Annotated in this window: 24 protein-coding genes and 1 pseudogene; 4 read left to right on the top strand and 21 right to left on the bottom strand. The window is 44.8% G+C overall.

The window, feature by feature from the left end; genetic code table 11:
* Positions 1–19 precede the first annotated feature (19 nt).
* The 3 genes from AB5I83_RS00775 to AB5I83_RS00765 form a co-directional block, all read right to left on the bottom strand.
* Positions 20–901: a cation diffusion facilitator family transporter gene (locus tag AB5I83_RS00775; protein WP_448973842.1), complete on the bottom strand. Its 882-nt coding sequence runs from the start codon at positions 899–901 to the stop codon at positions 20–22.
* Between the two features lie 204 nt (positions 902–1105).
* Positions 1106–3376 carry a protein translocase subunit SecDF gene (gene secDF / locus AB5I83_RS00770; protein ID WP_448972153.1) on the bottom strand — a complete coding sequence of 757 codons (2271 nt, stop codon included), beginning with the start codon at positions 3374–3376 and terminating at the stop codon, positions 1106–1108.
* 183 nt (positions 3377–3559) lie between these two features.
* Complete coding sequence (locus AB5I83_RS00765) at positions 3560–3856, bottom strand: post-transcriptional regulator (protein WP_448972152.1); 297 nt, start codon at positions 3854–3856, stop codon at positions 3560–3562.
* Between the two features lie 123 nt (positions 3857–3979).
* Between AB5I83_RS00765 and spoVB the strand changes: the two genes are divergently transcribed.
* On the top strand, positions 3980–5533 hold the full coding sequence (spoVB, locus tag AB5I83_RS00760; protein ID WP_448972151.1) for a stage V sporulation protein B: 1554 nt from the start codon (positions 3980–3982) through the stop codon (positions 5531–5533).
* Between the two features lie 32 nt (positions 5534–5565).
* On the opposite strand, the gene AB5I83_RS00755 is transcribed toward spoVB, so the two are convergent.
* Entirely contained in the window at positions 5566–6228 is a 663-nt protein-coding gene (locus AB5I83_RS00755; RefSeq protein ID WP_448972150.1) for a DUF421 domain-containing protein, read from the bottom strand.
* Between the two features lie 187 nt (positions 6229–6415).
* Between AB5I83_RS00755 and AB5I83_RS00750 the strand changes: the two genes are divergently transcribed.
* The gene (locus AB5I83_RS00750) at positions 6416–6802 is read left to right on the top strand and encodes a TIGR04086 family membrane protein (RefSeq protein ID WP_448972149.1); all 387 of its coding nucleotides are present in this window, start codon (positions 6416–6418) and stop codon (positions 6800–6802) included.
* 233 nt (positions 6803–7035) lie between these two features.
* Here the strand turns inward: AB5I83_RS00750 and yajC are convergent, their stop codons facing one another.
* The 13 genes and pseudogenes from yajC to nadB all read right to left on the bottom strand — a co-directional run bounded on the left by yajC (position 7036) and on the right by nadB (position 19874).
* Positions 7036–7311, bottom strand: coding sequence for a preprotein translocase subunit YajC (gene yajC / locus AB5I83_RS00745; protein ID WP_167832838.1), 276 nt, complete (start codon positions 7309–7311; stop codon positions 7036–7038).
* A gap of 71 nt (positions 7312–7382) precedes the next feature.
* Positions 7383–8522 (bottom strand): tRNA guanosine(34) transglycosylase Tgt, encoded by a 1140-nt coding sequence (gene tgt / locus AB5I83_RS00740; RefSeq protein WP_448972148.1) that lies wholly within the window; start codon positions 8520–8522, stop codon positions 7383–7385.
* A gap of 59 nt (positions 8523–8581) precedes the next feature.
* Entirely contained in the window at positions 8582–9610 is a 1029-nt protein-coding gene (queA, locus tag AB5I83_RS00735) for a tRNA preQ1(34) S-adenosylmethionine ribosyltransferase-isomerase QueA (RefSeq protein ID WP_226646625.1), read from the bottom strand.
* 44 nt (positions 9611–9654) lie between these two features.
* Positions 9655–9861: a DUF2905 domain-containing protein gene (locus AB5I83_RS00730; RefSeq protein ID WP_448972147.1), complete on the bottom strand. Its 207-nt coding sequence runs from the start codon at positions 9859–9861 to the stop codon at positions 9655–9657.
* Entirely contained in the window at positions 9858–10859 is a 1002-nt protein-coding gene (ruvB, locus tag AB5I83_RS00725; protein WP_448972146.1) for a Holliday junction branch migration DNA helicase RuvB, read from the bottom strand. The genes AB5I83_RS00730 and ruvB overlap by 4 nt, the downstream gene beginning before the upstream one ends.
* Positions 10860–10925: 66 nt before the next feature.
* On the bottom strand, positions 10926–11534 hold the full coding sequence (gene ruvA, locus AB5I83_RS00720; protein WP_226085419.1) for a Holliday junction branch migration protein RuvA: 609 nt from the start codon (positions 11532–11534) through the stop codon (positions 10926–10928).
* 148 nt (positions 11535–11682) lie between these two features.
* Complete coding sequence (locus tag AB5I83_RS00715; protein WP_448972145.1) at positions 11683–12240, bottom strand: BofC C-terminal domain-containing protein; 558 nt, start codon at positions 12238–12240, stop codon at positions 11683–11685.
* A 130-nt stretch (positions 12241–12370) separates the two neighbouring features.
* Entirely contained in the window at positions 12371–13081 is a 711-nt protein-coding gene (locus tag AB5I83_RS00710) for a YhcN/YlaJ family sporulation lipoprotein (protein ID WP_448972144.1), read from the bottom strand.
* A gap of 104 nt (positions 13082–13185) precedes the next feature.
* Positions 13186–14166 (bottom strand): phosphotransferase, encoded by a 981-nt coding sequence (locus AB5I83_RS00705; RefSeq protein ID WP_448972143.1) that lies wholly within the window; start codon positions 14164–14166, stop codon positions 13186–13188.
* Positions 14167–16020: 1854 nt separating this feature from the next.
* Positions 16021–16168: pseudogene (gene safA / locus AB5I83_RS00700) on the bottom strand (SafA/ExsA family spore coat assembly protein); the annotation flags it as partial.
* 167 nt (positions 16169–16335) lie between these two features.
* Positions 16336–17442, bottom strand: a complete 1107-nt coding sequence (gene nadA / locus AB5I83_RS00695) for a quinolinate synthase NadA (RefSeq protein ID WP_448972142.1) — start codon at positions 17440–17442, stop codon at positions 16336–16338.
* The gene (nadC, locus tag AB5I83_RS00690) at positions 17414–18295 is read right to left on the bottom strand and encodes a carboxylating nicotinate-nucleotide diphosphorylase (protein WP_448972141.1); all 882 of its coding nucleotides are present in this window, start codon (positions 18293–18295) and stop codon (positions 17414–17416) included. The genes nadA and nadC overlap by 29 nt, the downstream gene beginning before the upstream one ends.
* Positions 18264–19874, bottom strand: coding sequence for an L-aspartate oxidase (gene nadB, locus AB5I83_RS00685; protein ID WP_448972140.1), 1611 nt, complete (start codon positions 19872–19874; stop codon positions 18264–18266). The genes nadC and nadB overlap by 32 nt, the downstream gene beginning before the upstream one ends.
* 653 nt (positions 19875–20527) lie before the next feature.
* Between nadB and AB5I83_RS00680 the strand changes: the two genes are divergently transcribed.
* Positions 20528–21667, top strand: coding sequence for an IscS subfamily cysteine desulfurase (locus AB5I83_RS00680; RefSeq protein ID WP_448972139.1), 1140 nt, complete (start codon positions 20528–20530; stop codon positions 21665–21667).
* Between the two features lie 57 nt (positions 21668–21724).
* Positions 21725–22264: a transcription repressor NadR gene (locus AB5I83_RS00675; protein WP_167832826.1), complete on the top strand. Its 540-nt coding sequence runs from the start codon at positions 21725–21727 to the stop codon at positions 22262–22264.
* A 37-nt stretch (positions 22265–22301) separates the two neighbouring features.
* Here AB5I83_RS00675 and pheA read toward each other — a convergent pair whose 3' ends face one another.
* The 4 genes from pheA to AB5I83_RS00655 form a co-directional block, all read right to left on the bottom strand.
* Positions 22302–23144, bottom strand: a complete 843-nt coding sequence (pheA, locus tag AB5I83_RS00670; protein WP_448972138.1) for a prephenate dehydratase — start codon at positions 23142–23144, stop codon at positions 22302–22304.
* A 30-nt stretch (positions 23145–23174) separates the two neighbouring features.
* Positions 23175–23627: an ACT domain-containing protein gene (locus AB5I83_RS00665; RefSeq protein WP_167832824.1), complete on the bottom strand. Its 453-nt coding sequence runs from the start codon at positions 23625–23627 to the stop codon at positions 23175–23177.
* A 130-nt stretch (positions 23628–23757) separates the two neighbouring features.
* Positions 23758–25050, bottom strand: coding sequence for a GTPase ObgE (gene obgE / locus AB5I83_RS00660; protein ID WP_167832823.1), 1293 nt, complete (start codon positions 25048–25050; stop codon positions 23758–23760).
* 48 nt (positions 25051–25098) lie between these two features.
* A complete protein-coding gene (locus AB5I83_RS00655; RefSeq protein WP_167832822.1) occupies positions 25099–25638 on the bottom strand; it encodes a Spo0B C-terminal domain-containing protein in 540 nt (179 codons plus the stop codon).
* Positions 25639–25728 lie beyond the last annotated feature (90 nt).

The raw sequence follows: 25728 nt of genomic DNA, 5'->3' as shown, positions 1-25728 counted from the left end.
CAATCTCCTCCCTCGAGAACTATTGAATATCTACGCCATCTTCGGAAGTTCCATTCTCACTGTACGGATTTATATGGACTAGAACATTTTGGACATTTTTATTTTCCATCAGTTTCTTCTTTACATTTTTTCCAATCCGGTGGCCCTGTTCCACGGTAATATGTGGATCAACAGATATTTTCAAATCAATGATAACATAGTGGCCGTGTTCCCTGGCATGCAATTCATCCAATTTTTTCACTTCTGGTATGGACTGTACAACCGTTCTGAATTCTTCCGTATCTTCATCGTGCAGGACATGGTCAAGCGTGTTGTGGATCGACTCCTTACCCAGTTTCCATGCCATCCTGATGACCAGCAAGGCAACCAGCAGACCGGTAACCGGGTCGGCGTATTCAAGCCAGCCTATCCCAAATATCCCGCCTAGGACAGCGGCGCTGATCCCTATGAGTGCTGCGATGGAAGAGTATACATCCGAACGGTGCTCATAGGCATTGACAATCAGGGCATCACTCTTCAGTTGTTTTCCCAATTTGAACTTGTATCTGAACATTCCCTCTTTTACGATGATTGAAACGACAACAGCTACAATTGCGATGGATTTCGGTGCTTCTATAGGATGGAAGAATGCCTCTATCGAAGATCGGCCAATCTCGACACCTACAAGCATCAATAACACGGCCACAATGATAGCAGCGATGGATTCAGCCTTTCCATGACCGTAAGGATGGTCTTCATCTGGTGGTGCTTTCGCAGCCTTGAGACCTATGTATACAGCTAATGAACCAGCAACATCTGAAGCAGAATGAACAGCATCCGCTACAAGCGCTTTACTGTTCGCATATATCCCGACACCCCACTTCAACCCTGCCAGTACAATATTTCCGACTACGCCAACCATTGCGGCAAATTCGGCTTTCTTGAAACGAACATCTTTTTCCAATAGCAAAATCCCTCCCTTTGTAAAGGTTGTATGATAATCCCATGCTATTCTCAACATAGTTAGTCTGGCGGCATTTCTTTTATTTTATCCTGAAAAATGGGTGTTCTAACCAAGAATAAAAAATACCACGGAAAATTCCGTGGTATTTTGATCGTGCTTATTTTAAACTTGCGGCTCATCTGAGTAGACTTTCTTTTCCTTATAAGTCTTGATTGAGCCCTTCTTCTTAAGCTCTTTATTTTTCCATACATACCACAGCTGTGCTGCGATGAAGATGGAGGAATACGTACCTGCAATCAGGCCAATAAGCAGAGCGAAAGAGAAATTCCAGATGGATGCACTGCCAAAGATCAACAGTGCCACGACAGTTATGACTACAGTCAGAATGGTGTTGACCGAGCGGCCAAGTGTTTGGCGAAGTGATGTATTCACGACCTCGGCAATGTCTTCCGGTGTCTTCAAACGCCTTTTCTTGACCATGTTTTCGCGCATCCTGTCGAAGGTAACAATCGTATCATTGATCGAGTAACCTACAATCGTCAGAACGGCAGCGATGAAGGTAATGTCTACTTCAAGCCTTGTGAGACTGAATAGGACAATGATAAAGAATGCGTCGTGTAGAAGTGCAATGATGGCAGCCAGCGCCATATAGATTTCGAATCGGATCGTTACATAAATAATGATACCGACCGAAGCAATGGCAACAGCGATCATTGCATTTTTAGCCAATTCTTTACCGATTGTTGGTGAAACTGTACCAACATTCGGCTCAGCTCCGAATTCTTCCTTGAAGTGTGATTTAAGCTCAGAAATTTTATCTTTGGATAAAACCGTCTTAAATCTAGCGACGCCAATTTCGCTATTATCACCAGAGATGACAATATCGCTTGTTTCCAAGTCAACTTGCTTCAGTTCTTCTTTCAATTGTTCGGCTGTAAGCTTGCTGTCAGACATGACTTCTACCCTTGTCCCTGCAGCGAAATCGATTCCAAGGTTCAGGCGGAACACGAGAAGTGCAATTAAGCCAAGACCAATCAATACAGCGGATGCCGTAAAGAACTTGTTACGGCTCTTAATAAAATCAAATCGATCGAACCTGGTTTTTAAGTCAAGAGTATCCAAACCTTCTGAAATATCATGGACTTCGCTTTGCTTCACCCCGAACAAGCCCGGCTTGTTTTTAAACAGACCGCTGTTCACAAGTAATCCCAGGAACAATCGAGCTCCGAAAACTGCAGTGATGAAGCTTGCCAGGATACTGATGATCAGCATGGTTGCAAAGCCTTTTACAGAGCTTGTACCATATGCGAATAACACAATCGCTGCAAGCAATGTCGTAATGTTGGCATCAAAAATCGTAGACAGTGAGCCTTTGCTCCCTGCGTCGAATGCAGCTTTGATATTCCGGCCAACTTTTAATTCCTCTTTGATTCGCTCATATGTGATGATGTTTGCATCAACCGCCATACCGACCCCGAGGATCAAGGCTGCAATACCTGGCAGTGTGAGCACCCCGTTCATCCAATCGAATACTAGGAGGATGAGGTAGACATAAATAGATAATGTAACAACTGCGACAATTCCAGGGATACGGTATAAAGCCAGCATGAAGACGAAAACGGCAAGGATACCGATGATCCCAGCGTAAACCGTCTCATTTAGGGCCTGTTCTCCGAACTTCGCTCCTACAGATGTAGAGTATGTTTCTTCTAGATTAACTGGCAGTGATCCGGCGTTAAGAAGTGAAGCAAGCTGTTGTGCTTCTTCAATGGTAAAATTACCAGTGATTTCAACATTCTTTTGATTCAGGATCTTATCAACATTTGGATTGGAAAGGAATTTAGGCTCTGGCTTCATCCTTTCTTCCTTATAGGAATCTACCCCTTCTTCGAAATCAAGCCAGATGATCAGCTGATTTTCAGGGTACATGTCACGGATTTCCTTCGTGATTTCTCCAAATTGGTCTCCATCTTTTAACGTAATCGAGATACTTGGCTTGTTCTGCTGGTCAAAGCTTTGCTTTGCACCGTTTTCTGCCAGGTCACTTCCATCCATCATCACCCGGTCGTTCACGTCACGGAATGTCAGGTGCGCTTCGGTGGATAGAATTTCACGAGCTTTATTCTGGTCTTTTACACCAGCAAGCTGAACACGGATTCTATCATCACCCTCTATTTGGATGTTCGGTTCGCTGACACCAAGCACATTCACCCTTCGTTCAAGCGCTTGTGCTGTACTCTTCAAGGTTTCCCGGTCCACTTTCTCGCCTTCTTTACCATTTAAAGGCGTCACTTCATAAAGAACCTCAAAACCACCCTGCAGATCAAGGCCGAGCTTGATATCTTTCAATATATTCTGGGTTGTTGCACCCATGGCGCTTCCGATTAAAATAACCAGCAAAAAGAAGGCCACGATGCGGCTGCGTTTTACCATTATGTATAAATCCTCCTTATTCTTCGCACAAACATGCTGCCAGACAAATTAAACAATAAGACTTTTAAAAAAACGATAGCCAATTTATAGCATTCTAATTATGTAACAGTTTAAAAAAACTGTCAATTAAGCTTTTCGGTTCCTTGAAAGAATATTAGTATGACCTCATGAACAAAAGTCCCATCATTTAAGCAGCTCTTTCCGTTCTTGTTCGTCATCCATTGTAAAATCACCTAATTTAAATGCTTCGACTGTTGTGAAATTCATGATATCACCAATTTTGGCTGATAAGATATCAGCTACTAATTCGTACATCTGTATTTCATCCTTCGGTTTTTTCCACTTTTTCTTCGTGAGGTAATCCCATAATTCTTTTTCACCAACTTGTTCATAACCGAATATTTTGAATTCTTCAATTTTGCTTTCCAGAGCTGGTTTTATCTGCTTATAAAACCGCCCGTATTGATGGCTTGGATTCATCCCTTGGCCTCCTCGTCCAATTTTCTAGTCTTTTAATGTTTTAACCTTGTCATGCTTTGTCCACTTTCTTGCATATAGTTAATTGTATATGAAATAAGCATTTTTGAGAAGGCAGGGAGCGGAATGTCGAAGTTTTTAAAAGGAACATTTATTTTACTTATAGCCGGGCTTGTCACGAGGGTGCTTGGTTTCATAAATCGGATTGTCATCGCTCGCTTCATCGGGGAGGAAGGTGTTGGTCTCTACATGATGGCCTTCCCTACCATGGTGCTTGTCGTGACGATTACTCAGCTGGGTCTGCCAGTCGCCATTTCAAAGAATGTGGCTGAAGCTGAGGCAAGAGGCGATTTCCGCAAAATCAAGAAAATCCTTGTCGTTTCCCTTGCTACCACTATATCTCTATCGATTATCTTTACGCCGGCGCTGATTCTCCTTGCTCCATACTTATCCGAGACATTATTCACGGATCCAAGGACGCAATGGCCGTTGCTTGCCATCGCTCCAATTGTTCCGATCGTAGCAATTTCATCTGTTCTCCGCGGCTACTTCCAGGGAAGGCAGAATATGCGCCCTTCTGCAATTTCCCAAGTGATCGAGCAGCTTGTCAGGATTACCTTGATTGCTGTACTGACAAAAACCTTTATGCCATATGGTATTGAATATGCTGCCGCTGGCGCCATGATTGCGTCTGTAATAGGAGAACTGATTTCATTAATCTATTTAATGACAACCTTTAAGCTTAGGAAAAGTTTCCGCCTTCGGAAAAATTTCTTTCAATTTGTCAATTCCGGCAAATCGACTTTTAATGACCTTATGAAAATTGCGTTGCCTACTACTGGTTCAAGACTGATTGGCTCGGTTTCCTGGTTCTTTGAACCAATCGTGGTGGCGCACAGTCTGGCGATTGCCGGTGTTGCCGCGGTAGCTGCCACCAAACAATATGGCGCTTTGACTGGCTTCGCGATGCCATTGCTGTTATTGCCATCCTTCATCACGTATTCGTTGTCCACCTCACTGGTACCGGCCATCAGTGAGGCGAACTCCCAAAAGAAAATGAGGGTGATTGAACATCTTTTGCAGCAATCTTTGCGATTTTCTCTTTTGACAGGCGGCCTGGCGATCGTCGTTTTGTATGTACTGGCCGAACCGCTAATGACATTGATGTACGGCACCTCAAATGGTTCGCAATTCATCAAGCTCATGGCGCCATTCTTCTTGTTCTACTATTTCCAGGGGCCGCTGCAGGCAGCATTGCAGGCTCTTGACTTGGCTAGAGCCGCGATGATCAACAGCTTGATCGGAAATCTTGCCAAGACGGCTGTCATTTTCCTGCTGGCGAGCCAGCCTGCTTTTGGCATTAATGGCGTGGCACTCGGAATGGTGATGGGAATCGTCCTCATTACCCTCCTCCATTTCGCAACCATGCTGAAGGCTGTTTCATTCACCTTTTATGTAAAAGATTATCTAAAGGTATTGGCAGTCATCATTCTTTCAGGTTCACTAGGCTTCATGCTCTGGGATTGGCTTGATGAGAATCTTTCATTGGCAGTAAGGATTCTTATAAATATAGGGACTGTAAGCATCCTGTACGTTTCGCTTTCGGTAGCACTTGGTTTGATCAGGAGGAACGAGATTTCAAAATTGAAATCTGTGCTAACATCATTTTTTAAGAAGTAATTAAAAAAAACGTGGACATTTTCTCCACGTTTTTATTTGTCCTTTAAATCAATATAGAATTTTCCATTTTGGTAGCTGCAAAAAGAAATTTCACCTGGATTTTCATACCCCTGTTTTCGCAGCTGCTCCAGAAGCCAGGAACTCGATTTGTCGATCATTCCCAGATTGTCTTCCTGGACCTCGCCATCAATGATTAACGGAAGTGCGAGGCTGCTGCTGTCCTGCTGCCCTTCCTGTTCTCCCTGTTTCTTTTGAAAAATGGATAAGGTCCCTGATGGCTCCAGAATGGCATACTCTACATCAGCAATATCGCCTACATCCTTTTCTCGCAATTGAAGAAGCAGATCGTCGAAATTATATCTTTGCGAACGCATTGCTTTCTCATCGATTTTTCCATCATTGATGATAATTGTCGGCTTCCCATCGACAATATCCCTGAACTTTTTGCTTTTAAGAGACATCATCGCCAATGTAATCTGTATAATGACAAGCACACTGATTGGCAGCAAGGTGTCAACTAATGGGTCTTTCGTGTTCTCAATGGCTAGGGAAGCCATTTCTGCGATCATAATGTAGACAACTAAATCCAGGATGCTTAGTTCACCGATTTCCCTTTTTCCCATTAAACGAAAAATTAACAGAATCAATAAATAAAGGAGAACTGTCCTAAAAAGGATGATGACATATTGTTCCACGTTTCTCCCGCCCTTCACACAGCATTCCTCTTTAGTCTTTAACTTACAACTTAAAAAATACTTATCCTTTCGGTATTTTTTAACGATATTCCTGAATAAAAACTGATTCTAATTGTCCAATTCCGTGAATATGCTTGTACTAGGCAATTCTCGTTTAGAGGGATTAGATCAGAGAGGAGAGGGGTTAATGGAGTCCAAAAGTTTAGGAAAGGCCGTCCTGTACGGGGTGATCGCCATATTTCTTCTGGCAATCGTGAGCAGTTTGATATTTTCTCTTCTTTTAAAGTTCACTTCCGTCCAGGAATCTTCACTTCAGTACGTCATGACATCTATTTCTTTTTTATCCATTTTCATCGGCGGCTTTATCACTGGCGGGAACGGAAAAGAGAAAGGCTGGATGATTGGAGGAGCTACAGGCCTGGTTTATTCTTTAATTATTTTCCTGTTCCAATACCTGGGTTATGACAGCCTGTTTTCAGTTGAACAAATCATCTATCATATCTGCTATATTCTTACAGCAATGATGGGCGGCATCCTCGGTGTAAACATCGTCGGCGGGCCATCGAAGGCATAAAAAAAGAAGCGAACCGGGTTCGCTTCTTTTTTCGTTTGGTTCTGTTAAACTCGGCTGTTGATTTTCGTTCCAGGCGCTTCGCTTTCCGAGGGCAGTCGGGGAGCCTCCTCGGCGCATTATGCGCCTGCGGGGTCTCCCCATGACTTGCTTATCCCGCAGGAGTCTACGCGCCTTCCACTACAATCAAGAGGGCTTAAAAACACCATTGCCTTTAACAAAGCCATTCGTTTAAATTATACTCCTGCTGCTGATTCTCTGACGTCGCGGATTGCCGCGCGGTCATATGTAAGACGGCTTCCGTCTCCACATTTGATGACAACAGTGCCTTCATCAAGTGCATCGACAATTCCATGCAAACCGCCGATCGTTACTACCTTGTCACCTTTTGCAAGATCACTCTGCATTTGCTGAACCGCTTTCTGCCTCTTTTGCTGAGGGCGGATCAACAAGAAGTAGAATAGTACAAACATCAGCAATAGCGGGAATACTGTACCTACTAATCCTTCCATTCATTTCCCCTCCTTTCATGTCATAAGCTGTTGACGCTATGCGAGAACAGCGTTATTAAAAAGCAGTTTATTTAGAAGTTTTTGGCATTCGGCTTATTGTAGCCATATTGCTCAAAGAACTCTTCTCTAAAGTCCCCCAGACGGTCTTCACGGATTGCCTGTCTGACCTGCTCCATTAATTTTAGCAGAAAATAGAGATTATGGTAAGAAGTAAGTCGAATTCCAAACGATTCATCCGTTTTAATTAAGTGGCGGATATAGGCCCTGCTGTAATTTTTGCAAGTATAGCAATCACAGTTTGGATCCAATGGGCCGAAGTCGCGCGCGAACTTCGCATTTTTGACAACTAGCCTTCCCTCACTCGTCATCAATGTGCCATTCCTGGCAATACGAGTTGGCAGTACACAATCGAACATATCAATTCCGCGGATGGCACCATCAATCAATGAATCTGGTGAACCTACCCCCATTAGATAGCGCGGCTTGTCCGTTGGCAGCCATGGTGTGGTGAATTCCAGCACTCTGTCCATGACATCCTTCGGTTCGCCGACTGACAGTCCGCCAACTGCGTAACCAGGGAAGTCCATTGAAACAAGATCCTTTGCGCTCTGCTTTCTTAATTCCTCATATTCCCCGCCCTGGACGATCCCGAATAATCCCTGGTCCTGTGGACGCTGATGAGCTGTAAGGCAACGCTCTGCCCAACGAGAGGTACGCTCTACTGATTTTTTCATGTAATCATATTCAGCAGGGTATGGCGGACATTCATCGAATGCCATCATGATGTCTGAACCAAGAGCGTTCTGGATTTCCATTGCCTTTTCCGGTGATAGGAAAAGCTTGTCCCCATTTAAATGGTTGCGGAAATGGACGCCTTCTTCTTCGATCTTTCTGAACTCGCTCAAGGAAAATACCTGGAAACCACCTGAATCAGTAAGGATGGCACGGTCCCAGTTCATGAATTTATGCAGGCCGCCTGCTTCCTTGACAATCTCGTGTCCCGGCCTAAGCCACAGATGATAGGTATTGCTCAGGATTATCCCAGCACCCATCTGGACCAGTTCCTCAGGTGACATCGTTTTGACTGTTGCCAGTGTACCAACGGGCATGAAGACTGGGGTGTCAAAAGAACCATGCGGTGTGTGGACACGTCCAAGCCTTGCTCCTGTCTGCTTACAGGTTTTAATTAATTCATAACGGATTGCTGACAATGTTTAAGCTCCTTCCAGAAGTCCAATTTCAATTATGTGTTTATTTTACAATGATAGAACTATAAAATCAGCATCGCATCGCCGAAGCTGAAAAAGCGATACCTTTCCTCCACTGCTTTATTATAGGCATTCAGGACATTTTCCCGTCCAGCCAAAGCACTTACAAGCATGATCAATGTCGACTTTGGCAAGTGGAAGTTGGTGATCATCCCGTCAATTGCCTTAAATTCATAACCAGGATAAATGAAGATATTCGTCCAGCCATTTTCAGCGACGAATTTACCATCATTGGCCGTTGCAATCGTCTCCAAGGTCCTTGTCGAAGTCGTTCCGACCGTGATGATCCGGCCCCCTTGCTCGCGGACTGTATTCAACAGCAATGCCGTTCCTTCAGTCACCTGGTAAAATTCAGAGTGCATATCGTGTTCCTCAATGGAATCGACACTGACAGGCCTGAAGGTTCCCAGTCCTACATGAAGGGTAATGAAGGCGATATGGACGCCCATCTCCTTGAGTTCTTCCAGCAATTCCTCGGTAAAATGCAAGCCTGCGGTCGGAGCCGCCGCGGAACCTCTTTCCCTTGCGAATACAGTCTGGTATCTGTCCTTATCCTCCAGCTGCTCCTTAATATAAGGAGGAAGAGGCATTTCTCCCAGCTGTTCAAGCACTTCATAAAAGATGCCGCTATATGAAAACTTAAGATTCCTGCCACCGTGTTCTGCTTCTCCGGTGCATTCTGCAGTTAATAGGCCGTCGCCAAAGATAATTTTCGTGCCTTCCTTTACTCTCTTTGCCGGTTTCACAAGTGTTTCCCATTCATCTCCCTCAAGCTGCTTCAGAAGAAGAACTTCAATTTTAGCACCCGTGTCCTCTTTCATGCCAAAAAGCCTTGCCGGAAGAACTTTCGTGTCATTCAAGACGAGGCAATCACCCGGCTTCAGATAGCTTTTGATATTCTTGAAAATATCATGTTCTAAATGGCCCGATTCTTTATTTAAGACCATCAGCCTGCTTTCCGCTCTTTGTTCAAGCGGAGTCTGGGCAATCAGTTCCTCAGGTAAATGGAAATCAAATAAATCTACTTTCATGTTGTCACCCTTACTAAGTTTCTATTTATTTTTTGATGAATTTATCATCTGAATCGGCCCATAAAGTAAAAGATTGCCGATAGGATGATGCTTGCCAGAATAGACGTTACAATGGGGAAGTAAAAGGTTGTATTGCCCTTTTTAATGACGATGTCTCCTGGCAGTCTTCCCAGATTGACAAACTGCATGATGAACCCGATGGCGAAAATCACTGCACCGGCGATCATCACGAACTTAGCTGCACCTGTCATCGTTCAGGCACCTCCATTTTAAAATATCGATATACAGCCTCTGTTACAATTCTTCCCCTAGGCGTCCTTTGCAAAAAACCGATCTGCAACAAATATGGTTCATATACATCTTCAATTGTCTGCGATTCCTCTCCGATGGTTGCGGAGATCGTCTCTAAACCGACAGGGCCCCCACGGTATTTTTCAATGATGCCCTTGAGCAATTTATGGTCTATATGGTCAAGACCCAGGGTGTCAACCTGCATCAATTCCAAAGCTTCCTGGGCAAGAGTTTCCTCTACAGCACCATTTCCGCGCACCTGAGCAAAGTCGCGCACTCTCTTCAAGAGGCGGTTTGCAATCCTCGGTGTGCCTCGGGACCTTCTCGCCAGCTCCTGAGCGGCAGGCCAGTCAATGTCGGTTTCCAAAAGCTCAGCCGTTCTGACGACAATATCAGTAAGCTGTTTCTCATTATAGTATTCCAAACGGCTCAAAACTCCAAACCTGTCTCTTAAAGGAGCCGACAACGAACCGGCACGGGTAGTCGCGCCCACAAGCGTGAACGGCGGAAGGTCAAGCCGGACTGACCGGGCACTTGGCCCTTTGCCGATGACAATATCAAGGCAGAAGTCTTCCATAGCAGGATAGAGTACTTCCTCGATCGTTCTTGGGAGCCTATGAATTTCATCTATGAACAGGACATCGCCCGGTTCCAATGCCGTCAGGATGGCTGCCAGGTCACCAGGCCTCTCAATGGCCGGTCCTGAAGTCGTCCTAAGATTGACGCCCATTTCATTGGCAATGATGGCTGCCAGTGTCGTCTTGCCCAGACCAGGCGGTCCGTAGAGCAACACATGATCCAACGTTTCCCGCCTCATTTTGGCGGCTTCAATGAAAACCTCAAGATTTGCTTTCACTTTATCCTGGCCGATATATTGCCTGAGTGTCTGTGGACGCAGGCTCTGCTCAAATGAAACATCCTGGTCGCCCGCTTCACTGGAGATGATTCGTTCTTCCATCAGTTTCTCACCCTTCTAATAAGCTGATTGACCGACCTAATCGTATCAGTCTATATTAACTCAGCATTATCGTAATAGCTTCTGTAATGCTTTCTTGATATATTGATCCGTCGTCAATGTTTCCTTCTTTAACTCAGGAGTGATTTTGCGTATTTCCTTTTCAGAGTAACCAAGTGCCTTGAGTGCCAACACCGCCTCATCAAATTCGGTAGACTGGCTTATGGTTGCTGCTACCTCGTCCGCATTGAACAGGTTAGGGAAATAATCTGGAACAAGGTCATGCAGTTTCCCCTTCAAATCAAGGATCATTTGCCTGGCTGTCTTCTTGCCTACACCTGGGAATTTGACCAGGAACGTCTCGTCTTCATTTTCGATTGCCTGAACCACTTGACCGGGTTCTCCTGACGCCAGGATGGCCAAGGCCCCTTTCGGACCGATTCCCGAAACATTCAGCAGCCTTGTGAAAAGTGCCTTTTCTTCTCGATTCTTAAATCCATAAAGAGCGATGAGATCTTCACGGACATAATGATATGTATAAATACAAATCTCTTTCCCTGCTTCTTTTGTAAATACAAATGGGTTTGGTGTCATGATCTGGTATCCAATCCCGCTGTTTTCAATCACTATATATTCAGGACCGACGAAATCGACGGTACCTTTTATGAATTCATACAATACTCTCGCCCCTCTGCTTTGCTGTAACTCATTTTAACATACTCCTTTTATAGGTATGAATAAAAATATGCGAAAAGGCGAACGTATGTACATTTTTTTTAGAAAGCAGACCTTTCTGAAAACCTTGTGAAACACAAATAAGAGCCAGTCAGCCCGGCTCTTCACTGTCTTCAATCACTGTATAGGGTTTAAAAGTCTCCAATACCTCTTCATAGCACTGCTTATTCCGGATTGGTATACCCTTTTTCAATTGATCTCGTTTTATACTTTCAAGTCTGCCGAGGTCAATCTGAAAGAAAGATTGAATAATATTCGAACCTTCAGGTCTCCCATTAAAGATTGTAAGGACCCCTTCATCCGATAAACCGAAATAACCATTTGCCTTCAATAGCGGCGAAATATCATCATATTCCTGCCTGAACACCGCCTTATTGGCTTCCATGTCGACTAGCTGCCATTCGTCATATTTGGCCCAGAAGTCCTCCATGGACCAAATGGTTTCCACAATCCGTTCCTCACTCATTTCACCATCCAGATAGACTCTTTGCAAAATGATGGTGACTTTTAGAGGTTCGCTTTCCTCGACTGATTCTTCAGGCTTCTCAGCAAAAACCGGCTCTGTCTGAAGTACTAAACTGTATCCCGATAGACTGATTAGGAGAATAACAGCTGAGCTTAATACTTTTAATAATTTGATTGAAGCCATTGCTGTCCACCTCTCTTATTTGCTAAAATTTGTTCTTTTTCACTAATAGTGTAGCCAAAATAAACTTATTTATCCTTTAAATAAATACATGAAAATAGAAGGCAAGAGGATACTCTGCCTTCTATTTTGATTAAGGATTGAAGTTTATGCTTTCCCTTGGATTTCCATTTCGCCGGTCATAGTCTATATTCCTTGATCTGCTGAAGGTACCTTCATCCTCAATGACACGAAGCACCCTGCCTTCCGTATATGGAAGGACAGCCTTTTTGATTTTCTTATCTGTCTGTTTTTTCTGTGACTTGTCCTTATAGCTGACTGCTATTTCTACTTCCCTGCCGAATAAAACAGATCTTACCTTGTCGACATTCTCGACTGATTCAGCTGCAATCCCGACTTTGCGGGCCATTTCGTTATCTTGTTCGTTGTTCGAATAGATCCTTGCCTTGCCGCTGCCCCTATGCTCGCTCAAATGTCCATGGTAATTCAAATCGCCGCGGCTGTATTTATTATCCCTCTGAAAAAAGTTATGGTCATGATCTGAACGCGGGATAGTTGGATTTGGAGGGTTGCCGTTTTCATCTCTGGACTGGAGCATCGCCCGTTTCCGATTCTCTCCGGCTAGACCCTCTTTACCAAAATTGTGGTCAAAAATTTCCGTGATTCCACCTTCCCGGTCATCCATCACGTCTATTTCATTTCCTTTTTCATTCGAGTAATAGCCAAGTGGCTGCCCACCGTCGGCATTCCTGTCCTGTATAGCGGCATCATTATTACCATTACAAGCCGCCAGCCCAATCGTAAGAAGGGAAGCTATAGGTACGAACAACATCCTCCTGTTCAATCAAAAAACCCCCATCCTAGCTATAATGAGCACTTTTACATGCTCATTATTAGAGTGCGGATGGGGACAGATTTTCATTCTGACAGATACGTCCAAAATCTAACCTAAAAACCAAGTCTTGCTTTCACATCCTCCTGGAATTGTTTCCTTTGCTGAAACTGGCTGACAGTCATTTCCACGATTGGTGCCAGGCTATACGGATTTGAATGATTTCGATCTCTCACTAAGCGGTTCCACTCCCTTAAAATATCAGCAGGGTACAGAAGCCCGAAGAGGAAAGCCTCAGAATCCAGCCATTTGTTCAAATGTTTTATTTTTACCAGTGATTCAAACTGCCAATCCAAAAAAGGCAGAATCCGATTAGCATACTGCAGCATATCATATGCTCTTGACCCAGAGCTGATCAGATCAAAATCAATGATCATCAGCTTTCCTGCCTTAGATCGCAAAAAATTGTGATGGGCTACATCCCCGTGGAGGATAGCTGGAGACTCTGTCTCAAGCTCTTTCTTCAAGTCCGCAAAATTCCTCAGGGAAAAATCCGCCCATTCCAGCAGTTTTTCGGTACTGCCCTTATTTATATAGCTACTAACGATTGGAAGGTTTTTCGTGAATTCATTCTTTCGATGCAGCCACTTTCTCGCTAAATCCGTTTTCGGAAGCATGCCTGCATAAGAGGGGTGGAGAACCGTGGTATAGTCATGGAATCTATTCAGCAATTCAACTCCTTCAGCCCTGTCTGATGGCATTCCATAATTAAAACGCTTCTCATGATGCTCAATAAATTCTATACATCCATAGAATGACCCTTCAAAATGAAGAGGATCTTTATCTTGATTATAAAATTGGTAAGATTGATCAAAACCAGATTTTCTTAAAGATGAAGCGAATGCTTCTTGAATCTTTAATTTACGAAGGTCTTTATACCCTTTTAAAATAAACCGCTGCTTACTTGTTTCAACGAGATAAACATTCCCTCGCAATGGGGTCATTTCTTTGATTTCAACTTCAAGTTTCCTGGTTAAATAGGAGAAGAGACGATTGAAAAAGTAATCGTCTCCCCCTCGGTTAATGTTAATATTCATTGCTCTCTTCATCTTCGAACCGAGGCATCGGCATACCATAACCTCCGCCCATTGGACCTGCTCCATAAGGATTCATGAACCCCTGCGGACCCATCCCCATCTGATACCCTTGGTGCGGATGCAGATGCATGCCCGGGGCTCCCGGATAGCCTTGATGCATCATGTGGTGAGGATGGTGCATTCCTGCTCCCATCATACCGTAAGGAGCACCGCCTCCGCAGCCACAATCTGTTCCTGCGCCCTGGACTGCCTGCTTAGGCATCATTGGAGGCTGCATCATACCACCGACTTGTGGCATTTTGTTATCCATCATGCCTCCTACCTGCGGGTATTGATTATCCATCATGCCTCCGACTTGCGGGTATTGATTATCCATCATACCTCCAACTTGCGGGTATTGATTATCCATCATACCTCCGACTTGCGGCATCATTGGCATTTGCCCTTGCATCATTCCGCCCACCTGTGGCATTTGATGCGGCATCTGATTTTCCATCATTCCGCCTACTTGCGGCATCATTGGCATCTGGCCTTGCATCATTCCGCCCACTTGAGGCATTTGATGCGGCATCTGATTTTCCATCATTCCGCCTACTTGTGGCATCATTGGCATCTGGCCTTGCATCATTCCGCCCACTTGAGGCATTTGATGCGGCATCTGATTCTCCATCATTCCGCCTACTTGTGGCATCATTGGCATCTGACCTTGCATCATTCCGCCAACCTGCGGCATCTGATACGGCATCTGATTCTCCATCATTCCGCCTACCTGCGGCATCTGAGGCATTGGCATTTCCGAAGATTCGTCATCCATCATACCTCCCACCTGTGGCATTTGATTATCCATCATTCCGCCAACTTGTGGTTGCATTGGCATCTGATCCTCCATCGCACCTGCTACCTGAGGCATGTATGGCATCTGTTGCGGATATCCCTGCTCATACGGCGGGCAGTAGCCTGGTCCAGGCATTACCGGCGAAATTGGCATACCATGGAAGACAGGACCTGTCATTTGTGGAGAAGCTTGATGAGGCATATTTTCCATAGCCGGGCTCAACGGCATTTGCATGTTCGCAAAGGATGAAGATTCGATATCTTCTGCAGGCAGCGCCATGTTCGGCATCATCCCTGGATATTGTGAAGCTCCCTGTACCTGTGGATAAGGCATTTGCTGGGCTCCTGGATAGCCATAAGCTGGACCTGACATGGAAGGCGCCCCTGGATAACTGTTATAAGGGTAAGGGATCATTGGCTGCTGGTAACCTCCTTGAATGAATGGCATCATGGATGGTGATTCATCCATAAAATCATTCTTTTCAATTTTAATTTCTGGTTTAATTTCATGTTTCACATTCGGTTTCATCTCAGTTTTCGGCAGCTGCGGTTTTACCTCCGGTTTCATTTCTGGCTTTACCTGCTGCTTTACAGGAGCTTTGACTTCTGGCTTTACCTCTGGTTTGACTTCAGGGAAAATATTATCTGGCTTAGGCGGCAGCTTTGGTTGTGCTTTTGGTTGCGCTTTTGGCTGGGGCTTTGGCTGCGGTTTTGGCTGCGGCGGCATCTGCATATTAGCCATATTCATCATATAGTAATTGTTGATGTCAATCTCAGGCTTAATTTGCACTGGCATTTTTGGTTTATAGGGTTTAACTGGCTCTTCCTTTGGAACAGGTTTTGGCATCTCCTTCTTCGGCTGTTCCTTAACTGGAGCCTCTTTTGGAACTTCTTTCTTCACTTCTGGCATTGGCATTGGTTTCTCTTTGGCAATTGGCATTTCCTTTTTGCCACCCATATTGATTTTTGCTTGAGGCGTTCCACCTGCGATTGGAGCTTCTTTTTTTACTGTTCCTCCAGCAGTTGGAACTTTTATTTTCATACCGGGCATAATCATATCAGGGTTGCTGAGCTGCGCGTTCATCTTTTTCAGCTCTTCAAAGTTCACGCCGTACTTCTTGGCGATCTTCCAAAGAGTATCCCCTTTCTGTACGATATGGATTTTCACTCTGATTCCCTCCTATGGCATAAGTCCATATATTCTATGTTGGTGTGGGCAAATTGCTAACAATCTTCAAAAAAACTTATGCTTCTATGTAAATAATTATGTTTTTCAGCGGGAGATTAAGCTTTTCCCATAAAAAAAATCCTCCCCAGTCCGGGAAGGATTGATGATTAGGATTGTTGAAGCATACGGTTCAGCGCAAGTTTCGCGTTATAGGAAGTAGCTTCATCCACTTTTATAAGATTGATTTCCTGTCCCTGGTAAACACTATCCAGACTCCAGGCAAGATGCTGCAGGTCAATCCTGTTCATTGTCAGGCATGGGCACATATGGGGGTTCAAAGAAATGATCTTCTTATCAGGATGCTGTGAAATCAGGCGGTTTACCAAATTCATTTCTGTTCCTACCGCCCAGGATGAACCAGCAGGAGAAGCTTCGATGTTTTCAATAATATAATTTGTAGAACCAGCCATATCAGAAAGACCAACAACCTCACGCGTGCATTCAGGATGGACAATGATTTTCATGTCCGGGTAGGTGCTGCGGACTTGAGCGATATTTTCCACTGTGAAATTCTCGTGAACGGAGCAATGTCCTTTCCAAAGGATTACCTTCACATTTTCAAGCGGGCCATCATACTCAAGAATGTTGTCAATCGGATTATAAACGGCCATTTCGTCCAGGCCGATTCCAATGTTAAAAGCTGTATTCCTTCCTAAATGCTGGTCTGGAAGGAAGAGCAGGCGTTCTTTTTTTGAAAAAGCCCAGCGTACCATCTTTTCTGCGTTGGAGGACGTTACAGTCGCACCGCCATTTTCTCCGACAAAGGATTTAATGGCTGCTGTCGAGTTCACGTATGTCAACGGCAAAATGGTGTCGCCGAACAAGACCTGAAGGTAATCCCATGCCCTTTCGGTTTGATATATATCTGCCATATCCGCCATTGAACAGCCAGCTCTCATATCTGGCAGATAAACCTTCTGTTTTTCAGTTGTTAGAATATCTGCGGTCTCCGCCATGAAGTGGACTCCGCAGAAAACAATATGCTCGGCTTCCCTGTTATCCGCAGAAAGCTGGGCAAGCTTCAAAGAATCACCTGTCGCATCGGCAAATTGGATGACTTCATCTTTTTGATAGTGATGACCGGGTATGAACAGTTTCTTACCCATTTTTGCCTTGATGTCCCTGATCATGACCTCAAGCTCATTGTTGGACATATTCCTGTATTTCTCTGGAAGCATCTTCGATTTAGCTTCTAGCGTCTCCAATATATTCATACTGTACATCCCCTTTCGTATCTGCCATCACTTTTGCGCTAATATCCAAAGATTTTACGGAATGGGTAAGGAACCCAAGCGAAATATAGTCCACACCGCAATCACTGTAGCTTTGGAGGTTATCGAGGGTGATGCCTCCAGATGCCTCTGTCAAAATTCCTGCTGGCACATTATGGATCCAATCCTTAATCTGGTCAGGGTGTCTATTATCGAACATGATGCAGTCAACATTTGCTTCAATCGCTTCAAGAAGCTGGTCTTTCGTTTCAATCTCGACCTCTACCTTCACCATATGCCCAAGGTTCGATTTCACGGCATTTACTGCATGGCTGATCGAGCCTGCAAAAGAGATGTGATTATCCTTGATCATCACGGCATCATATAACCCATATCGATGATTGAAGCCGCCTCCGCAGCGTACCGCATACTTTTCAAGCATCCTGAGGCCCGGAGTCGTTTTACGTGTGTCACAGATTCTTGTTTTCGTGCTGTTCAGCACGGAGACAGCTTCATTGGTTTTCGTCGCGATCCCGCTCATCCGCTGTACAAGATTTAAGACGACCCTCTCCGCTTTAAGCAGGTCTGAAACCCTGCCGGTGATTAAGGCTAGTTCCTGGCCCTTGGCGACTTTCTCGCCATCTTTTACATTCAGGATGATATGACTGTTTTCATCTAGCAGCCTGAATCCTGTTTGGATGATTTGCTCCCCGCAGAAAATACCATCATCCTTGGCGATCAGCACCATGCTTCCTTTGTTTTCTTTTCCGAAAATCAGTTCACTGGTGACATCGCGTTCACCTATATCTTCAATAAAAAATTGTTCAAGTAGCAAGCGCAGTTTGATTGTATTCATGCTTACCATCCTTTACTTTTTTTCGTTGATGGATGATTTGTTTTTTCATCCAATTGGCGTTATCCTCAAGCGGGAAATCTTCTCGGTAGTGCCCGCCTCTGCTTTCTGTCCTTTCCAAAGCCGACTTTGTGATCAAAGTAGCGGTGATGTACATGAACAGCCTGTTTAATTCTGATGGCTGCATGTGGTCCAGCCCAGCGTCAAGCCATTCATCCATATTAAACTGGGCAAGCCACTCACTTTGTTTGATTAGCAATTTTTTTGAACGTACAATCCCCGTTCTGTCCATCATTGTTTGTTTCAGCAGGGCGATGTCAGGAAGTTCACCGCAGAATAATCTGTGATTACGCTTATCTGTAAAACTTTTACCGGAATGGTTATAGACCTTCCATTCTTGCTCTTTTGCTGCAGGATGGCTGTTGATCCACTCCGCAAGGTTTCCGCCAACAAACATACCTTCTAATAAGGAATTGCTCGCCAGTCTATTTGCACCGTGAATACCTGTACATGCCGCTTCTCCAATTGCATACAATCCTGGTATACTCGTCCTGCCCTGCAAGTCCGTCTTGATTCCTCCCATGATAAAATGGCTACCAGGGACGACGGGTATCAGCCCTTTTTCAATATCAATCCCATGCTCTGCACACAGGCTGCTGATCGTCGGAAACCTGATGCCGAAATCCTGGAGGTTGGTAATATCTAAAAAGATTTGACTTCCTCTTCGCAAATAATCATAAATTGTCTGGGAAACAATATGCCGTGGTGCCAGGTCCTTCAACGGATGTACTCCATCCATGATCCGCTTTCCCTCTGCAGTCACAAGCACGGCTCCTTCGCCTCGTACGGCTTCTGAAATAAGCCCTTTCGTCTTTCCATCTACATAAAGAAGCGTAGGGTGAAATTGGATGAACTCCATATCGGTCAGCTCTGCACCTGCTCTATAGGCCAGCGCCATTCCATCCCCGGTTGCCGTCTCGGCATTCGAGGTGAGACTGAAAACCTGACCGCACCCCCCTGTAGCAAGGACAATGTGGTGCGCCAAATATTCTGCATTCCTACCATCCGCCAGCTTCGCCTTCACTCCGATACATCTCGTTTCCTCACTATTTAAAATCAGTTCATAAACAAATGTGGATTGTTCTATTGAAACATTGGCATCCAAATCTGACCGCAAAAAGTCGACCATATGCTTACCAGTCGCATCCCCGCCGCTGTGGACGATCCTCTTTTCACTATGTGCGCCTTCCATTCCCAGAAGCAATTTCCCATTTCCATCCTCATCAAAGCGACAGCCTGATAGCCATAAGCCTTTTATCAATTCCGGCGCTTTTTTGGTCATTTCAAATACAGCTTCTGCGTCATTATGATGAGCTCCGGCCTCTATTGTGTCAAGATAATGGAAGTACGGATCATCACTCGGAGAAACCGCCGCCGCAACTCCTCCCTGTGCGAGATAAGAATTGCCCGCTGTCATTTCATCCTTTGTGAGAATTATCACATTTAATTCCTTTGATAATTTATTGGCCAATTGCAATGCGGCAATGCCGCTGCCAACAATGATGACATCTGATTGATTCATATTTTGATAGCCTCCTGGATTAACAGGTGTCTTGACATCTATATTTACACAGTTTTACACTGTTGACAAGAACTTTTATTTTGACAAAGAAGATAGCAAGAATGGCATGGAGCGTAAAAACTTTAAGAAGACAGTTTGTTTTCGGATAGTTGTTGGTTCAACTTGTTACCGAAATCCGTTCGGATGCCTGTCTTCGGGTGCATGTTGCCTTATCTTGTTACCGTGATCCGTTCGGATACTTGTTTTCGGGCACATGTTGACTCAACTTGTTACCGTGATTTGTTCGGTTGATTGTTTTCGGGCAGATGTTGACCCAACTTGTTACCGTGTTTCGTTCGGTTGACTGTTTTCGGGCACATGTTGACCCAACTTGTTACCGTCATTCATTCGATTGGCTGTTTTCGGGCACATGTTGACTCAATTTGTTACCGTGATTCGTACAGATACTTGTTTTCGGGCACATGTTGACTCAACTTGTTACCGTGATTCCCTCGGTTGACTGTTTTCGGGCACATGTTGACCCAACTTGTTACCGTGATTCGTTCGAAAGACTATTTTCCGTAACATGTGATTCAACTTATTACAGTAATTCAATTGAAATCAGCCTTACGGGGATAGGTATCCCCGAAATAATAATGGACTGGAGCGAACCTATGAAATACTTCGACTACGCGGCAACTTGCCCGCTTGACCGGGACGCGGCCAATATTTTCATTGAAGCGTCTACAAAGTACTTTGGAAATAGCCAGAGCATTCATGAAGCCGGCAGTGCAGCTGCCAATCTCCTCGAGAGCTGCAGGCAGGAATTTTCACGCCTGCTAGGTGTCGAAGAAGCGGGGATTTATTTTACAAGCGGAGGTTCTGAAGCGAGTTATCTCGGCATCATGGCCCTCCTCTCTGCTAAAAGAAAACAAGGAAACCATATTATTACCGGGGCAGCTGAACATTCTTCTGTCTACAATCTTATGAAAAAGCTTGAAAAAGAAGGATGGGAAATCACTTACCTGCCATTGAACAGAGGTGGCAAAATTGAGTTTGCCAGTTTTACAGAAGCTGTCCGGCCGGATACTGTGCTTGTTTCGGTCCAGCACGGAAATCCGGAAATCGGGACTGTCCAGCCGGTAAAAAACATTGCAGAATACTGCTCCTCAAAAGAGATCCTGATTCACACTGATTGCGTGCAAACCTTCGGAAAAATCCCAACGGCGCCACTGGCACAGGCAGTAGATGCCCTGTCCATTTCCGGCCATAAATTTTATGGACCAAAGGGAACCGGAGTGGCTTATGTCAATCCTAAGCTTGCCCTGAGGCCATACATTGAAGGAACTGTGCACGAAAAGGGCTTCAGGCCTGGCACAGTGAATGTACCAGGAATCGCTGCCATGACAACTGCAGCGCAAAAAGCGCAATCCCTCATGGCAGCTGAGTCAGAAAGAATGAGTAAGCTCAGGTCGGCTTTCATTGAAACCTTTAAAGATGCCAAAGACTCATTCGAGATTTTCGGCTCTGTAGGAGAGGAACAACTCCCAGGAATCCTCGGAATGGGGGTCAAAGGCATCGAGGGGCAATTGGTTCTGCTAGAATGCAACTCCAGAGGGTATGCAATTTCAACGGGAAGTGCTTGTCATACGGGGATGCTGTCGCCAGCGAAGACGATGTCTGCGATGGGAATCATCGGAAAAGAGGCAAAGGAATTTTTCAGGATTTCATTCGGGAGGGGAACTAGTCAGGAGGATGCAGTCGAACTCGCGAAAATTCTTGCTGCTATCACGAAACAGGTCCCGTCCGTTTAACTTCCAGCCGATTTTATGGTAAAATTCTCGAATGAAGAAGTCGAAGGAGAGATCGGTATGAAGGAACCTACGAAAATTCTCGGAGATGAACGCCGCGCCTATATCCTTAAGCGCTTGCAGGAAAGCAGTGAGCCTATTACTGGAGGTGACCTTGCGACCATCACGAATGTAAGCAGACAGGTCATTGTTGGCGATATCACCTTGCTTAAAGCTAAAAACGAGCCTATCATTGCGACTAGTCAGGGATATCTCTATATGCATGCCTCCCGTCCTACTGCAGCGGAAAGGACCATTGCCGTTTCCCATGGCCCAGAAAGGACAGAAGAAGAACTCCTGCTTCTTGTTGATCAAGGTGTCACAGTAAAGGACGTAAAAATCGAGCATCCCGTGTATGGGGATTTGACTGCATCGATCATGGTCTCAAACCGGAACGAAGTAAAGCAGTTCATGGAAAAAATCAGAGCAACCAATGCCGCTTACTTATCAGAGTTAACAGGCGGAATCCATCTGCACACGATCTCCGCTCCGACTGAAAAAGCGCTGGATGAAGCAGAAGAAACACTTAGAAAAGAAAAATTATTAATCGACCTGGAATAGATGTAAAAAGATCCATCACATAAGCGATGGATCTTTTTTATACCTTATAGCTTGAATAGCTTCCGAGCAGCTTCACTGTGCAGCCTAATGCTTCCAGTTCTGCAATCGCACCCGGAATCAATATATCATCCATTTTCAAATTAATATCGATAATGAAAAAGTATTTGCCTAAGCCTGTTTTCATCGGGCGTGATTCAATCTTTGACAGATTGAGCTTACGCCATGAGAAAGCAGATAACACTTGATGCAGCGCACCAGCCCGATCTGATGGCAAGGTTATCACAAGGCTTGTCTTGTACTCTTCAGTTGATGCAATGTTTATATCATGGCCTTCTTTTGCCAGCACAGCGAAGACAGTATGATTATAGCTGTAATCATGGATGTTTTGCGTAATCGCCACTAATCCGTACTCCTCTGCAGCAAGGCTATTTGCGATGGCAGCGATGTTTCGTTCTGGATGTTTTTTGATATATTTTGCCGCAGCGGCTGTAGAGGACATATTTTCGAGCGGAATTCCTTTGAATTCTTTATGTAAAAATTTATGGCATTGCGCAAGCGCGTGTGGATGGCTGAATATTTGTTCAGCTTCCCTCCATTTTTCCATATTGTCTGGGTGAATCAGCAAATGCTGCCTGATAGGCACCACCGCTTCCGCAACAATCTGCAGATCTGTTTCATGGACTAAATAATCGATGGTAAGATTGACTGAACCCTCGATTGAGTTTTCAAGCGGAACAATCGCTGCGTCAATTTCTCCTGTTGAAGCGGCATCCATGCATTCTGGTATACTCACAAACTGAATTCTCTTAGCCTCTTTAAACAATTGCCGGGCAGCATAATCTGTAAATGTCGCTTCCGGCCCAAGATATCCAATATTCAAGCCAATCCCCCCTCCTACAAACGCTCGACGTTAAGCACCTGATCCGAGCACTTCGACTTTTTCTACGAACTCCAGTCTTTTCAATCTCGCGAGCAATTCGTCCATTTCGACACTCATTTCGGTGACATTCAGGCTCAGCGTTACATTCGCCCTGCTTTGCAGAGGAATGGTCTGATGGATGGTCAAAACATTGCAGCCTGCTGCAGCGACGGTGCTCAGCAGTTCAGAAAGTGTCCCAGACCGATCTTCAAGCTGAAAAAACAGCGTAATGATTCGTTCCTTCACAACCGTATGGAACGGAAACACGGTATCTCGGTATTTGTAAAATGCACTCCGGCTCAAATCGACGCGTTGAACTGCATCCCAGACTGACTCTGCCTTACCGCGCTCGATCATTTCCTTCGCCTCAAGTGTCTTCTTCATCGCTTCAGGCAGGACATCTTCACGAACAAGGTAAAACTTCCTATCTTGATTTTGCTTCATCTCCAACACCCCATTAGATTGAAAGCTTCTTTATCTTTTCTGCCGAATCATTAATTAAAATAACCATTTTTTTATAAAGGAAAGCCGATTAACCTGTTCCTGGCTAATCGACCTTTCAATTCCTTTAAGGCTATTCCACGAATTCAAATTCATATTCAAGCAGCTTGACTGTATCTCCGTCTTTCGCGCCTCTTTCACGGAGTGCATCGTCAATGCCCATTCCGCGCATCTGGCGGGCGAACCTTTGGACAGATTCATCCCTTGAGAAATCAGTCATCTTGAACAGCCTTTCAATACTGTCACCCGAAATGACGAATGCTCCATCCGACTCACGGGTGATCTGGAATTCCTGTTCAGCTTTCTCATGCTTGTACATTACGCGGTTTTCATCTTTTTCCAATACCTCTTCATCAATGAGCGGGAACTCCGGTGTTTTTTCAATCAGGTCAGCTACCGCGAATAATAACTCACGCAGACCTTCTCTTGTAACAGCCGAAATTGGGAATACTGGATGTTCATCCCCGACTTTTTCCTTGAACACTTTCAGGTTTTCTTCCGCATCTGGCATGTCCATTTTATTGGCGACGATGACTTGCGGTCTTTCTGTCAGCCTCAAGTTATATTCCTTCAATTCATTATTGATTGTCAGATAATCCTCGTACGGATCACGGCCTTCAGTTGCCGCCATGTCAATTACATGGATGATGACTCGTGTACGTTCGATATGGCGCAGGAATTGATGCCCAAGGCCCACCCCTGAATGTGCACCTTCGATAAGTCCAGGCAAGTCCGCAAGAACGAAGCTTCGGCCGTCTTCTGTTTCGACCATTCCCAGGTTCGGTGCAATCGTCGTGAAGTGGTATTCTGCAATCTTCGGCCTGGCTGCTGAAACAACTGACAATAACGTCGATTTCCCTACGCTTGGGAAGCCTACCAATCCAACATCCGCAAGGAGCTTCAATTCCATGACAATTTCTCTTTCCTGTCCAGGCTCCCCTTTTTCTGAGAGCTCTGGTGCCGGGTTGGCTGGTGTAGCAAAGCGTGAGTTACCACGACCGCCTCGGCCACCCCTGGCGATAACTGCCTTCTGGCCATGCTCTACCAGGTCAGCAATGATTGCGCCAGTCTCAGCGTCGGACACGATTGTCCCTGGTGGCACTTTTACGATCATATCCTTGGAATTTTTACCATGCTGGTTTTTAGACATTCCGTGCTCTCCGCGAGGTGCCTTGAAATGGCGCTGATACCTGAAATCCATCAGCGTACGCAGTCCTTCTTCCACCTGGAAGACCACATTTGCGCCGTTACCGCCATCGCCGCCAGCCGGGCCGCCCTTCGGTACGTATTTTTCACGTCGGAACGCGACCATTCCATCGCCGCCGTCCCCGCCTTTTACATAAATTTTAACCTGATCGACAAACATTATGTCATTACCACCTGTCTGAAATTTGTTATCGCTTAATATGTTTCCCTAGAGTGATTCTATAAAAACTTCTATTGTCAATTCGCCATCGACCACGCCATCCGATATCACTTTCATTTTTTCACCGTTCTGCTGGTCGAGGAAGCTTTCTAAGCGATTTTTATCCTTTATTATTCCGCTAAAATCAAAAAAGAACCCGATTCCTTTCTCCTGCGGTTCAATTGTGACGGAGAGATGATTTTCCTGATATGGTTCAATCGAAGAATTCAATGTATCAAAAAGCTGCTCTGTCCAGCCAGTCAACAGCTGGTCATCTAATCTGTGGAAGTTCTGGGAGTCCATTACTTCATATTCCAATTGGAAATGATGATTCTCCCAATTGCAGGTTAACAAGGTAGAGGCAAACTGAGGAAGATGTAAATTAGATAGCTTTGCATCCTGCCTGGCTTCCATGATAATTTCTTCAATGATCTCTTTAGCCCGGTCCACTTTATTCAGCGATAAATTCCCTTTTATTAATTGAAGCTGATTCATCCAATCATGGCGTGCATGGCGCAAAACCTCGATTGTATCCCACTCTTTTTTCATACACATACTCCTACTCATAAGACTGCTTGGTGTAAGTATAACAAAAAAGCCATTCTGCGTAAGCTAATTATGTATTTAAGTTGGATTGCT

Source organism: Mesobacillus sp. LC4, from assembly GCF_053543455.1.
Note: the sequence above shows the minus strand (reverse complement) of the source record. Positions and strands in the feature narration are given on the sequence as shown.

Bases quoted from the DNA above. Each gene is read 5' to 3' on its own strand.
- AB5I83_RS00775 (WP_448973842.1), bottom strand. From the start codon at position 901: ATGGTTGGCGTAGTCGGAAATATTGTACTGGCAGGGTTGAAGTGGGGT.
- secDF (WP_448972153.1), bottom strand. From the start codon at position 3,376: ATGGTAAAACGCAGCCGCATCGTGGCCTTCTTTTTGCTGGTTATTTTA.
- AB5I83_RS00765 (WP_448972152.1), bottom strand. From the start codon at position 3,856: ATGAATCCAAGCCATCAATACGGGCGGTTTTATAAGCAGATAAAACCA.
- spoVB (WP_448972151.1), top strand. From the start codon at position 3,980: ATGTCGAAGTTTTTAAAAGGAACATTTATTTTACTTATAGCCGGGCTT.
- AB5I83_RS00750 (WP_448972149.1), top strand. From the start codon at position 6,416: ATGGAGTCCAAAAGTTTAGGAAAGGCCGTCCTGTACGGGGTGATCGCC.
- yajC (WP_167832838.1), bottom strand. From the start codon at position 7,311: ATGGAAGGATTAGTAGGTACAGTATTCCCGCTATTGCTGATGTTTGTA.
- queA (WP_226646625.1), bottom strand. From the start codon at position 9,610: ATGAAAGTAGATTTATTTGATTTCCATTTACCTGAGGAACTGATTGCC.
- AB5I83_RS00730 (WP_448972147.1), bottom strand. From the start codon at position 9,861: ATGACAGGTGCAGCTAAGTTCGTGATGATCGCCGGTGCAGTGATTTTC.
- ruvB (WP_448972146.1), bottom strand. From the start codon at position 10,859: ATGGAAGAACGAATCATCTCCAGTGAAGCGGGCGACCAGGATGTTTCA.
- AB5I83_RS00715 (WP_448972145.1), bottom strand. From the start codon at position 12,240: ATGGCTTCAATCAAATTATTAAAAGTATTAAGCTCAGCTGTTATTCTC.
- AB5I83_RS00705 (WP_448972143.1), bottom strand. From the start codon at position 14,166: ATGAATATTAACATTAACCGAGGGGGAGACGATTACTTTTTCAATCGT.
- nadA (WP_448972142.1), bottom strand. From the start codon at position 17,442: ATGAATATATTGGAGACGCTAGAAGCTAAATCGAAGATGCTTCCAGAG.
- nadC (WP_448972141.1), bottom strand. From the start codon at position 18,295: ATGAATACAATCAAACTGCGCTTGCTACTTGAACAATTTTTTATTGAA.
- nadB (WP_448972140.1), bottom strand. From the start codon at position 19,874: ATGAATCAATCAGATGTCATCATTGTTGGCAGCGGCATTGCCGCATTG.
- AB5I83_RS00680 (WP_448972139.1), top strand. From the start codon at position 20,528: ATGAAATACTTCGACTACGCGGCAACTTGCCCGCTTGACCGGGACGCG.
- AB5I83_RS00675 (WP_167832826.1), top strand. From the start codon at position 21,725: ATGAAGGAACCTACGAAAATTCTCGGAGATGAACGCCGCGCCTATATC.
- AB5I83_RS00665 (WP_167832824.1), bottom strand. From the start codon at position 23,627: ATGAAGCAAAATCAAGATAGGAAGTTTTACCTTGTTCGTGAAGATGTC.
- obgE (WP_167832823.1), bottom strand. From the start codon at position 25,050: ATGTTTGTCGATCAGGTTAAAATTTATGTAAAAGGCGGGGACGGCGGC.
- AB5I83_RS00655 (WP_167832822.1), bottom strand. From the start codon at position 25,638: ATGAAAAAAGAGTGGGATACAATCGAGGTTTTGCGCCATGCACGCCAT.